The sequence below is a fragment of the Ruegeria atlantica genome, assembly GCF_013032005.1.
Lineage (GTDB): Bacteria > Pseudomonadota > Alphaproteobacteria > Rhodobacterales > Rhodobacteraceae > Ruegeria > Ruegeria atlantica_A.
The window spans coordinates 918,165-930,374 of sequence record NZ_WQBE01000001.1 but is presented as its reverse complement, the minus strand read 5'-3'; the positions used below and the strand labels follow the sequence as shown (position 1 = coordinate 930,374).

General features: G+C 58.6%; 11 protein-coding genes. 5 read left to right on the top strand and 6 right to left on the bottom strand.

The features are described 5' to 3' along the window. Positions 1 to 79 precede the first annotated feature (79 nt). Positions 80 to 586 (top strand): peptidylprolyl isomerase, encoded by a 507-nt coding sequence (locus GOX21_RS04580; protein ID WP_170375779.1) that lies wholly within the window; start codon positions 80 to 82, stop codon positions 584 to 586. Then, positions 579 to 1,127, top strand: coding sequence for a peptidylprolyl isomerase (locus GOX21_RS04575; RefSeq protein ID WP_170358952.1), 549 nt, complete (start codon positions 579 to 581; stop codon positions 1,125 to 1,127). The genes GOX21_RS04580 and GOX21_RS04575 overlap by 8 nt, the downstream gene beginning before the upstream one ends. A gap of 43 nt (positions 1,128 to 1,170) precedes the next feature. Here GOX21_RS04575 and aqpZ read toward each other — a convergent pair whose 3' ends face one another. The 6 genes from aqpZ to GOX21_RS04545 form a co-directional block, all read right to left on the bottom strand. Next, the gene (aqpZ, locus tag GOX21_RS04570) at positions 1,171 to 1,857 is read right to left on the bottom strand and encodes an aquaporin Z (protein WP_170358950.1); all 687 of its coding nucleotides are present in this window, start codon (positions 1,855 to 1,857) and stop codon (positions 1,171 to 1,173) included. A 122-nt stretch (positions 1,858 to 1,979) separates the two neighbouring features. Further along, positions 1,980 to 2,801 (bottom strand): zinc-dependent peptidase, encoded by an 822-nt coding sequence (locus GOX21_RS04565; protein WP_170375777.1) that lies wholly within the window; start codon positions 2,799 to 2,801, stop codon positions 1,980 to 1,982. 97 nt (positions 2,802 to 2,898) lie between these two features. Next, complete coding sequence (locus tag GOX21_RS04560) at positions 2,899 to 3,399, bottom strand: bactofilin family protein (protein ID WP_170375775.1); 501 nt, start codon at positions 3,397 to 3,399, stop codon at positions 2,899 to 2,901. Next, entirely contained in the window at positions 3,389 to 4,714 is a 1,326-nt protein-coding gene (locus GOX21_RS04555; protein WP_170375773.1) for a DUF5930 domain-containing protein, read from the bottom strand. The genes GOX21_RS04560 and GOX21_RS04555 overlap by 11 nt, the downstream gene beginning before the upstream one ends. Before the next feature lie 165 nt (positions 4,715 to 4,879). Next, positions 4,880 to 5,734: a ferritin-like domain-containing protein gene (locus GOX21_RS04550; RefSeq protein WP_170375771.1), complete on the bottom strand. Its 855-nt coding sequence runs from the start codon at positions 5,732 to 5,734 to the stop codon at positions 4,880 to 4,882. Positions 5,735 to 5,795: 61 nt separating this feature from the next. Then, positions 5,796 to 6,257 (bottom strand): peroxiredoxin, encoded by a 462-nt coding sequence (locus GOX21_RS04545; protein WP_170375768.1) that lies wholly within the window; start codon positions 6,255 to 6,257, stop codon positions 5,796 to 5,798. 68 nt (positions 6,258 to 6,325) lie between these two features. On the opposite strand from GOX21_RS04545, the gene GOX21_RS04540 reads away from it, so the two are divergent. The 3 genes from GOX21_RS04540 (at position 6,326) to GOX21_RS04530 (ending at position 12,174) form a co-directional block, all read left to right on the top strand. After that, complete coding sequence (locus GOX21_RS04540) at positions 6,326 to 9,712, top strand: YhdP family protein (RefSeq protein WP_368039989.1); 3,387 nt, start codon at positions 6,326 to 6,328, stop codon at positions 9,710 to 9,712. Between the two features lie 31 nt (positions 9,713 to 9,743). Further along, entirely contained in the window at positions 9,744 to 10,790 is a 1,047-nt protein-coding gene (queA, locus tag GOX21_RS04535) for a tRNA preQ1(34) S-adenosylmethionine ribosyltransferase-isomerase QueA (protein ID WP_170376118.1), read from the top strand. A 112-nt stretch (positions 10,791 to 10,902) separates the two neighbouring features. After that, entirely contained in the window at positions 10,903 to 12,174 is a 1,272-nt protein-coding gene (locus GOX21_RS04530) for an MFS transporter (protein WP_170375765.1), read from the top strand. Positions 12,175 to 12,210 lie beyond the last annotated feature (36 nt).

Sequence of the window (12,210 nt, the reverse complement as noted above, 5' to 3'; positions counted from 1 at the left end):
CCTTCAGGTCAATGCGTCACTTGGCATTCACGCGCGTGGCGCATAGGTATTTGCGCAAGATAAACGACAGGAGGGCCTCATGGCCGAGATCAAGGATCCCGAAAACACGATCATCATGGAACTGAAAGACGGCGATGTCGTCATCGAACTGCTGCCGGACGTTGCCCCACAGCACAGTGCCCGGATGAAGGAACTGGCGCGTGGTGGTGAGTATGACAACGTGGCCTTTCACCGCGTGATCGACGGTTTCATGGCGCAAACCGGCGACGTACAGCACGGCGACATGGAAGACGGGTTCAACCTGCGTATGGCGGGCACTGGCGGCTCGTCTTTGCCGAACGTTCCGGCAGAATTCTCGAAGCTGCCACATGACCGTGGCACCTTGGGTGCGGCCCGTTCGCAAAATCCGGACTCGGCCAACTCGCAGTTTTTCATCAACTTCAAGGACAACCATTTCCTGAATGGCCAGTACACCGTTTACGGCCGCGTCATCGACGGGATGGAGCATGTAGACGCCATCGTGCGTGGCGAGCCGCCTGCAAGCCCCGACCGCATGATCAGCGTCAAGGTTGCGTCTGATGTATAAGCTGGCCGCCGCTTTTGCCCTGCTGGCCAGCCCTGCGCTGGCCACAGGCCTGCAGATCGAGATCGAAGGTGAGGGCGCCAACGGCACCGTCACCGTTGACCTATTTGATGACATCGCCCCCAAACATGTCGAGCAGATCAGCGCTCTGGCCTCTGAGGGCAAGTATGACGGCGTGGTGTTCCACCGTGTCATCGACGGTTTCATGGCGCAGACCGGTGATGTTGAATTCGGCCGTATCGGTGGCGACATGCGTCGTGCCGGAACCGGTGGATCTGATCGCCCCGATTTGCCTGCCGAGTTCTCGGATTTCAACTATGACCGCGGTGTAGTCGGCATGGCGCGAGCGCAGGATCCAGACAGCGCGAATTCGCAGTTCTTCATCATGTTCGAACCGGGTCCGTTTCTGAACGGCCAATACACGGTTGTCGGTCAGGTCACTGACGGCATGGACGTGGTGGACGCGATCAAGCGCGGCGAAGGCCCGAACGGCGCAGTGATCGGTCAACCGGACGTGATGAAAAAAGTCACTGTCACCGAATAATAAAAAAAGCCCCGATGCGCATCGGCATCGGGGCTTTTTTGTCTCAGTCGTCACCCATCATTTGCCAAATCAGCGCCCCGATGGCTGCGCCGATAAGTGGGGCGACCCAGAACAGCCAGAGCTGCGCCAGCGCCGGGCCATCAGCAAACAGGGCCACGCCGGTAGAACGCGCCGGGTTGACCGAGGTGTTGGTCACCGGGATCGAAATCAGGTGGATCAGGGTCAGGCAAAGGCCAATCGCGATCGGAGCGAACCCGTCAGGTGCAAAGTTGGATGTTGCGCCCAGTATGACCACGATGAAGAACGCGGTCATCACGATCTCAATCACCAATGCGGACATCATTGAATAACCTTCGGGTGACGCTTCGCCGTACCCGTTCGAGGCGAACCCGCCAACACCTTCGAACCCTGGTGCGCCGCTGACGATCAGGTACAAAACGGCCGCAGCAGCAATGGCGCCGATCACCTGCGCGATCCAATAGGGGATCAGTTCTTGCGCCGGGAACCTGCCACCGATCATCAAACCAAGGCTGACCGCCGGGTTGAAATGCCCGCCCGAGATATGTCCAACCGCGTATGCCATGGTTAGAACCGTCAGGCCGAAGGCAAACGAAACGCCCAACCAGCCGATGCCTACGTCAGCAACGCCAGCCGCCAGAACGGCGCTGCCGCACCCGCCCAGTACCAGCCAGAATGTGCCGAAGAACTCGGCCATGAGTTTAGGTGCCATGAAAATCCCTCCTGAAAACACTGGTTTAAGCGTAATTCAAAAATTACAATTTGTGAAATGTCAGGATAAGGAGAAAATTCTCCAACTGTGTTCAGGGATGACTTTTCACGTCCCTGTTGGCTTCATTTCTTTGCGTTGTCCCAACTGGTTGGATCAAGTCGAAACAGCTTTGACAGCTGTTTATAAACATCGGGAACAGCGGCCTTGAGCTGCCGGGGCTGTTCAAAAAACACCTCGACCGACACGGCAAAGAACTCTTCGTGACCCACGGCACCATAAGGATCGATAACAGTATGTTGGCCATGCTCGACTGCGCGGACATGGGAGTCATAGGCGGTCAGGAAAACACGTTCCCATTCCGCAAAGCTCTGACCGTCGCTCAGGATCGGAACGCCGTTGGTGCCCCCAGACAGGTCATCGACCTGATGCGCAAACTCGTGCAGGACGACGTTCTGCCCATCGTGATCATTCGCGGCGCCTTGCTTGCTGTGCGACCACGACAGAATGACCGGCCCGCGATCCCAGCTTTCGCCGGTGCGTACGATCTCTTTTTCACTGACGACATAGCCATCTTGCCGCCGCTGACGTGATTTGAAGGCGCTAGGATAGATCAGGATGGTTGTCAGGTGATCGTACCAAAGGTCGCTGTTAACCAACAAAAGGCTGGCTTGCGCAGCAATGGCCAGCTCCATCTCTTCGGTGACTTCAAGCCCGTCGCAGCCGTGGAACTCCACCTGGTCCAGAAAAAGGTTCACCTTGCCGTCCAGCTTGGCTCGCAGATCGGCGGGAATGCGGCGGATCAGTGGTACTTGCTGCTCGATCAGCCTGCGCTGGTGGTCGGTCAAGGGCGTGGCCAGCAGGGTCTGCCGTACTTGGGATTTGGACCAGTGGCGGTACAGAAAGAAGCCCGCAATCAACAGAAGGACAGAGAAAAAGATCAACATGTCAGAACCCTATACCGACCACAGCAACCGGCAAGGACAAAAGAATAACGCCGCAGGCTGACCCGCGGCGTTTGCTTATTCATATTTAGGGGCAGTGTTACTGCTTGACCTCGGCCGCCGGGTTGGCGCCCGACTTGCCGCTGCGGCCAGGATTCAGCGGGTCGTCCTGACGCTGCACCGAACCTTCGAAATGCGCGCCGCTTTCGATGGCGATGGTCTTGTGGATGATGTCGCCTTCGACACGGGCAGACGAGGTCAGGCGCACCTTCAGGCCACGCACGCGGCCCACGATGCGGCCGTTGATCACGACGTCATCAGCGGTGACTTCGCCCTTGATGGTCGCGGTTTCGCCGATGGTCAGCAGGTGTGCGCGGATGTCGCCTTCTACTGTGCCTTCGACCTGGATGTCGCCCGTGGTTTTCAGATTGCCTGTGATGTGCAGATCCGAGGACAGAACCGATGCCGGAGGTTTGGGCTTGGGCGCGGTGCTGGCCTTGGTTTCCGCCGGTGCAGGGGCAGCCGGTGTCGCCGGAGCAGCAGGTTTTGCTGCCTCGGGGGCGTCGGATGCGGGCTCGTTGATTTTGCTCTTAGAAAACATTTCTCGCAGCCTTAATGTAAGTCATTGGATTTCTTGGCACACCGTCGACGCGAACCTCATAGTGCAGATGCGTGCCGGTAGACCGTCCAGTGCTACCCATATCAGCAATATGATCCCCGCGCGAGACCCTTTGGCCAACCTTGACCCGGATCTTGGTATTATGAGCGTAAAGAGTCTCAACCCCGAACGCGTGCTTGATTTTCACCAGCCTGCCGAACCCGGATTGCCAGCCCGCATGGGTGACGATTCCGTCGGCGGTGGCAAAGATGTCAGTTCCGTGGGCACCGGCAAAATCCGCCCCATTGTGCATGCGCCGCCCCCCGGTTTTTGGATCCCGTCGCGTGCCAAAGCCGCTGGTAAAGCGCACCACATCATGCACCGGGCTGGCAAAGGGGGCTTTTTCGGCGGCAATGCGGTACAGGTTCAGCTGGTCCATCTGTTGCAGCAACACATTCGCGCGGATTTCGTCGGGGGTCAGGTCCTCTCCGCGCGTGCTGAACGAGATGGGGGTGAGGGGGCCACCCATGCCGCTATAGCCGCGGCGGACTTCTTCGATAATACGGTCGGTGGGCATGCCGGCCTGGCGGAACATTTTGTCCAGAGGCTCAACCGAGATAATCATCGCCTCTTCCAGCTGGCGGAAAATCTCGTCGCTGCGTTCCTGCATCAAACGGATTTCCAACTCAAGATCGTCGCGCTGCGCCAGAGCATCCTGTGCATCGGCGGCGATTTGGTCGCGCTCTTGTGCCGTCCGGACCAGAGCGTCGGTCATGAAATTCATTTGTTCCGGGTCGCCTGCGGCGGTCATATAAATGTCGCCGTCATCGGTCTCGACCTGCATGCTGGCCAGCTCGGTGCGGGCCTCTTCGCGCTGTTTCATCGTGGCGCGCAGGGTAGTCTGGATGACCTCGATCCCGGTCTCAAGCTCGCGGCGGCGGTTCTCCGACGCCAGCAGCTCCGATTGCATCGCCGAGATCTGTTCCAGCGCCGCGTTGAACCGGTCTTGCGCGGCCAGCGCTTCTTGCGCGCGGGCATCCCGTTCCGTCGACAGGATGTTCAGACGGTCTTGATAGGTCGCCTGATCCCGCTTGGCTTGCTCGCGGAAGTTACCCGATCCGATGCTGTCCATCAGCAAAATCGCCGTAGCGACTGTGGTCCAGCCAACAAACATCGCAACGCCGGCGACGGCGAATATCTGCGTTTCCGAGCTGAGCCGGATAAACCGCGTGTCGTTGTCAGATTTCAGAAAGACTCGGCGTTCGGGAAAATGCCGCTCGAGCAGTGAGTGTAACTTAATTGCCAGACGTGTTCGCACGCGCCTTCACCTCTCATCCCCAAGATTCGGGACCGGTCGTGAGTGATAGCCGTCCCTTTGGCGAAGTGCATAGAGGGCACGCGTGATTTGGGCAAGTTTGTAAACTAGTTCACACATGAAACCGCGTTATTCCCGCCAAATCTCGGCGGGAAATTGCCGATAACATCAATTTGCGCGCGTTTCTTGCGCCGAGCCGGGCGCGGGCAGCTCCTCGGTCAGGGGCCAGTAGAAATCAGGCGGCAACCCGGCCTCGGCGCGTTTTTCTTCGTTGAAAGGTGGCTTCAACACGCCGTGAAAGTACCGGCGAACCAATTGGTGAAACACATCCTTGGGATCGGCATTCTCGCGCCCACACAGGAAATGAAACCATTTTGAGCCATAAGCCACATGCCCAACCTCTTCGGCATAAATGACTTCCAGCGCAGCAATAGCTTTTTCGTCCTTGGCCTTGCGGAATATGTCGATCATGCCGGGGGTCACGTCCAGCCCGCGTGCCTCAAGCACCATGGGAACCACGGCCAATCGACCCATCAAATCTTCGGCGGTGTCCTCGGCCGCGCGCCACATCCCGGCATGGGCGGGCAGAGCGCCATAGTTGCTGTCCATGGCCTCAAGGCAATCGCACACCATCTCGAAATGACGCGATTCCTCTTCGGCGCATTTAACCCAGTCGTCATAAAACCCGACAGGCATCGGCACATGACCAAAGCGGGCGATGATGTCCCAATGCAGATCAACGGCATTCAACTCGATATGTGCGACAGCGTGCAGCAGAGCGATACGGCCCGCTTCTGTACCGGGTTTCCGTTTCGGTACCTCGCGCGGGGAAAGCAGTTCAGGCTGATCCGGGCGTGCGGGTTGCAGCGGTGGCGTAGCGGTGCCGATCTCGATCTCTGGCGCGTCACCGCTGCGCGATGCGAACCACGCGGCGGCATGACTTTTGGACAGGGCGGTCTTTTCCCGACCATCCGCCGTTGTAAGAACCTCAGTCGCCATCTGGGTCAGCGTTTTGGGCACCATGTTTCTCCGCTTGATTGCACGCGCGGCTCTTAGACCGGATGGCGCGCGTGGTCGAGGGGCGTTACATCGCCCGTACGGTTTCCAGCACCTCATCCACGTGACCGGGCACTTTAACCTTGCGCCAGATCTTGGCGATTTTGCCATCGGCATCGATGATGAAGGTCGAGCGCTGAATGCCCATTGATTTCTTACCGTACATATTCTTTTCGACCCATACGCCATAGTCCTCGCAGACCGACGAGCCCTCATCCGACAACAGCGGAGTGGTCAGATTGTGCTTGGCAACAAACTTGTCATGCTTGGCGACGCTGTCCCGCGAGATGCCGAAAACGTGAGCGCCCGCGTCACCAAAGGCTTGAAGTTGTTCCGAGAAACCGATGGATTCCTTGGTGCAGCCCGGCGTATCATCACGAGGATAGAAGAACAGAACGACGGTGCCGCCGCGCAGGGCTGACAATGTGACCTCGCCGCCTCCGTCGCGGGGCAAAGTGAAATCAGGGGCGATGTCTGAAACGTCGGGCATTGGAAACTCCGCTAAAGTTTTTTAAGGGCTGCCAGACATCATAGGGCGGCGCGGGCCGGTTGGAAGACGTGGATAGAAAATTGGTGCAGCACGAAGACAAAAGTGCGTCGCAGCCCAAAAAGCCCCGGCGTCGCCGGTCCCGTCGTCGTATTGCCGCGCATTTTTCAGGTTGGACGGTCCTGTCGCTGGGGCTGTTGGTCTTTGTGGGCTGGTTTTTTCTGATCGGCCAGAATCTTCATGCACCCGAATGGTTGCGAAAGCAGGTTGAACAGCGCCTTGAACACAGCCTCGGAGGGCTGAAAATCCGGTTTGGCGACGTCAACTTTATCGTGAATGAGGAATGGCGTCCCCGTCTGCAGCTGAGCGACGTGACGATCAGCGACGCAGCCGGGCAGCAGATTGCGCAGGTTTCGGACCTGCGCACCCGATTGTCGATGCGCGGGCTTTTACGGGGTCAAATCCGCCCGCGCCGCATCATCCTTCGCGATGCACAGATCGCGCTGACCCGGGGCCTGGACGGAGCATTGTCGCTGACAGTTGGTTCGGGCAGCGCCCCTGTGCAGCAAGCACCGGACCTGGCTCAACTGATCGAGCAATCGGATGATGTATTCCTGTCGCCTATCCTGTCCGGGTTGCGTTCGGTCGACTTGGAATCGCTGACGTTGGATTATCAGGATCTGCGTCTTGGGCGGGCCTGGGTGTTCGACGGGGGGCATATCACTGTGACCCGCACCGGCGATGAGATGCATCTGGCCACGGGGTTTTCCGTGCTGACCGGGCGCGACTATGCAAGCTCGATCGAGGCGAACTATACCAGTGTTCTGGGTACGCCACAGGCGCGGTTCGGCATTTCGATCACCGACCTGCCAGCCGAAGATATCGCCAGCCAAAGTCTTGCCCTGTCGTGGTTGCAGGTTCTCAAGGCACCGATCTCTGGGGCGTTGCGCGGCAGCATTGACGACAAGGCGGCGTTGGGGCCGCTGTTTGCAACGCTAAACCTTGGAGCAGGCGCGGTGCAGCCCACGCAGGAAACCCGCCCCATTCCATTCGAGTCCGCCAGAACCTACTTCACCTACAACCCCACGCGGCAGGAGCTGGACTTCAACGAAGTCTCGGTGGTGTCCGCATGGGGCGCGTTTCATGCCGAGGGCAAGGCGTTCCTGCGTGGAATTGAAAACGGTGCGTTGGAAAGCCTGACCTCGCAGCTGAGCCTCAGCAACATCAATATCAACCCGGCCAACCTGTTTCCAGAATCGCTGAACCTGGCACGCGCCGAACTTGATATGAAGATGAAATTGGCCCCGTTCGAATTGCGGTTGGGTCAGATCATGGTCGAAGATGCCAACTATCGGTTGCTGGGTTCTGGCAAGCTGATCGGCGAACCCGAGGGTTGGGCGGCGCAACTGGATGCGCATCTGGACAGCATGAACGGGGATGAGCTGTTGAACTACTGGCCTGAACGCCTGGCGTCAAAACCACGGCTTTGGGTCCAAGAGAATTTGTATGAGGGGCGGTTCTCGGACGTTGACTTTGCTTTGCGGCTGCGGCCAGACAGCAAACCAGATATCTATCTGGATTTCGGTTTTGACGAGGCAAAGATCAGGTTCGCCAAGACCCTGCCGCCGCTTGAGAACGCACAGGGACAGGCCAGTCTGATCAATCACCGTTTCACCGCCACCGCTGAATCGGGTGTTGTCATCGCGGATGAAGGGGGCGCAGTTGATGCCACGGGCACGTCCTTCATCATCCCCGATACCGAGATCAAGGGGATTTCCCCGTCGATTACCCGGATCACGGCCAAGGGGAGTGCGACCGCTGCGTTGTCGCTGCTTGATCGCCCGCCGCTCAGCTTGCTAACCAAAGCGAACCTGCCGGTTGATCTGGTCGAAGGTACTGTAAATCTTGCCGGAACATTGTCGCTGCCAATGAAGAAGGGGTTGAAATTCGAAGACACCGAATTCCACTTTCTTGGTGATATCGACAATGTAGAAAGTGACAAACTGGTTCCTGGCTTTTCGGTCAGCGCCGACCAGCTTGCGCTTGAAGGCAACCAAACCGGCGTTGAAATTTCCGGCGAAGGATTGTTTGGCGATGTTCCCATCCAAGCTGCGTGGCAACAACCGATCGGTGGAACCGAAGCGCAGCGCAGCGAATTGACGGGCCAGATCGAATTGTCCCCTCGATTGATGACCGAGTTGAATGCCGGGTTGCCTCGGGGGATGCTGACGGGGCAGGGCACGGCGGATATTGCGCTGGGTATTGGCGCAGGTACTCCGCCCAAGCTGACCGCATCGTCCGATTTGAAAGGCGTCGCGCTGGCTATTCCCGAACTGGGCTGGCGCAAGGGGACGGGCACGCCCGGCACGATGACGCTTGAGGCCACGCTGGGGGACAACCTGCGAGTGGACGAACTTAAGCTGGATGCAGCCGGATTGCGCACCACCGCGTCGATCTCGTTCAACGACGGAGATTTCGACCGGGTTCAGTTCAGCTCTTTTGATCTGGGCAATTGGCTGGCGGTTCCGGCCGAGCTGGTCAATCGAGGTGGGGCAGTGCCGGATATTCGGGTGCTGGGTGGCGTGATGGATCTGGGGCGCGCGACTTTTGGCAGTGGCGGCGGCGGTAGTGGTGGCGGTTCCGGTACCGGCCCCCGAATGGACGTGACATTGGACCGTTTGCAAGTAACCGAGACCATAGCCCTGACCGGGTTCAAGGGCGCGTTTCAAACCACCGGTGGCGTCAACGGCGCCTTCACCGCCAACGTAAACGGGGGCGCGTCTGTGCGCGGGCAGGTCTCTCCACGTGCGGATCGCAGCGCGGTGACGCTGACCTCGGATGACGCGGGGGCGGTACTGCGGTCTGCGGGAATGATCACACAGGCGCGAAGCGGGTCTCTGAACGTGCAACTGGAACCGGTTGCCGGGCCTGGCAACTATGACGTGATCGCGAAAATTACCAATACATACATCAAGGATGCCCCGGCCATGGCCGCGCTGCTGAACGCCATCAGCCTTGTTGGTCTGGTCAATGAAATGGCCGGGCAGGGAATCTTTTTCTCGTCCATCGAAAGCCGGATGCGCATCACCCCGACCGAGGTCAAAGTCCTCAGCGGCAGCGCGGTAGGTCCGTCGATGGGATTGTCCTTTGACGGCACCATCAACACGGTTGCCGGAACGCTGAACCTGCGTGGCGCGATTTCTCCGATCTATCTGGTGAACGCGATTGGCAGTGTTTTCACTAAAAAAGGTGAGGGCGTCATCGGTTTCAACTATACCCTGACCGGACCGTTGCGGGACCCGAAAGTGTCGGTCAATCCGTTGTCTGGGCTGGCACCACTGTTTCTGCGAAACCTACTGAGGGCTCCAGCACCCACGGTGTCCGATGGGCCAAATGCACAGCCGATAAAACCGGATGAGCCGAAACGAACTTTCGGGGCACCACCATCAGACCGTTGAATTGGGAAGTGGGGCGCTGTATGGCGCGGCCATGAAACTCAGCGACTTTGATTTCCACCTGCCCGAAGACCTGATTGCCACACGCCCGGCGAGCCCACGCTCGTCTGCGCGGCTGCTTGTGGCCAATGGTGAAACGGTAACGGACGCCCATGTGTTTGATCTGCCGGATTGGCTGAAACCCGGTGACCGGCTGGTGCTGAACGATACGCGCGTTATCCCCGCGCGCCTGAACGGTCGCCGCCATCGCGACACCGCACAGGGGCCGGTCTCGGCCGCGATCGAAGCGACTTTGCTGGACCCGCAGGCCGACGGCACATGGGCGGCGCTGATCAAACCGCTGAAAAAGGTCAAGCTTGGTGAAGACATCAGGTTTTCCGATGACCTCAGCGCCACGCTGGACCGGGTCGAAGATGGCCAGGCTTATCTGCGATTCAACCTGACGGGCGAGGATTTCGATACCGCGCTGGAACAGGCCGGCGCAATGCCGTTGCCGCCCTACATTGCGGCCAAACGCCCGGCGGACGAACAAGACAAGACCGATTATCAAACGATCTGGGCACGCAATTCGGGTGCCGTCGCAGCCCCCACGGCGTCGTTGCATTTTGATCAGGTGCTGATGCAGGCGCTTGAAGGCCGCGGCGTCGCCATCAGCCATGTAACCTTGCATGTGGGGGCGGGGACCTTCCTGCCGGTCAAGGTCGAGGACGTGACCACCCACAAGATGCACGCCGAATGGGGCAAGGTCAGCGCCTCGGCCGTCGAAGAAATCCGCGCCACCAAAGCCGCCGGAGGGCGGGTGATCCCCGTGGGCACAACTGCCCTGCGCCTGATCGAAAGCGCCGCACGGTCCGGGCAGATCGAGCCGTGGGAGGGTGATACTGATATCTTCATCTATCCCGGTTTTGAATTCCACGTCAGCGACGCGTTGATGACCAACTTCCATCTGCCGAAATCTACCCTGCTGATGCTGGTTTCGGCACTGATGGGGCAGGACCGGATGCGTGATGTCTACGCGCATGCGATTGAACAGAAATATCGTTTCTTTTCTTACGGGGACGCGTCGCTTTTGATCCCATAAGGGGCGCGTTGTCGGGATCGTCTGATTGCAATGTCGTAGACAAGCGCGATCAGAGCCGTTTTTCATATAAAAACGAATCCAGAGTTCAGGTCGGCATTTTTCGGAGGCCCCAATGATTCAGGTCCTGTCCAGCGCGTGGGCGCTTCTTCTTGGTATGGGCCTATTGATGGTCGGAAACGGCCTGCAAGGGACGATCCTGGGGGTTCGGGGTGAGATTGAGGGCTTTTCGACCCTGCAAATGTCCTTCGTGATGTCAGCCTATTTTATGGGATTTCTGGGCGGGTCGCGTCTGGCGCCCGAGATGATCCGACGGGTTGGGCATGTGCGTGTGTTTGCGGCGTTGGCCTCATTCATCTCGGCCGTCATGATCCTGTACCCATTGATGACCGACCCGGTCATCTGGATTTTGGGTCGTGTCGTGATCGGATTTTGCTTTTCCGGCGTGTACGTCACCGCAGAAAGCTGGTTGAACAACGCGGCCAGCAACGAGAACCGCGGTCAGGCGCTGTCGCTTTATATGATTTTCCAGATGACGGGCATCATCACTGCCCAAGGGCTGGTATTGTTGGGCGACCCGGCTGGGTTTGACACTTTCGTGATTGCCTCCATCCTGGTTTCCGTCTCATTTGCGCCAATTCTGCTGTCAATTTCACCAACACCGGCGTTCGACACAACCAAACCAATGACCTTACGCGAACTTTTCAAAAGCTCGCCGCTGGGCTGTGTCGGTATGTTCCTTCTGGGTGGTGTATTCTCGGCTCAGTTCGGTATGGCGTCGGTCTACGGTGCCCGCGCGGGCCTGTCGTTGGTTGAAATCTCGACCTTTATCGCTGCGTTCTATGTCGGTGCCTTGGTGCTGCAATACCCGCTGGGCTGGATGTCGGACCGCATGGACCGTCGTTTCCTGATCATGTTGGTTGCAGGGGTGGGAACGTGTGCTGCATTAGCGGGCATGCTATTCGGCGTCACTTTCCCGATCCTGTTGGGCGCGGCCTTTGTGATCGGGGGAATGTCGAACCCGCTTTATTCGCTGTTGATCGCCCACGCGAACGATTTTCTGGATCATGAAGATATGGCCGCAGCCTCGGGCGGTTTGCTGTTCATCAACGGTCTTGGCGCGATTGCCGGCCCGCTGATCACCGGCTGGCTGATGGGGGACAGCGTCTTTGGCCCGCAGGGGTTCTTCCTGTTCATCGCCGCGTTACTTGCAACGATGGCTGTTTATGCGCTGTACCGTATGACACAGCGTGCGGCGATCCCGGTAGATGAGACGGGCACCATGTCCCCGGTCTATCCGACGGCCTCGCCAGTTGCGGTTGAAGTGGCGCAAGAGGTTGCCATTGAAGCCGCCGAAGCCGAGGCCGAAACGCAAGATGTTGCCTAAGACACAAGAATATGTCGCGAATGTTGCAATTTTTTA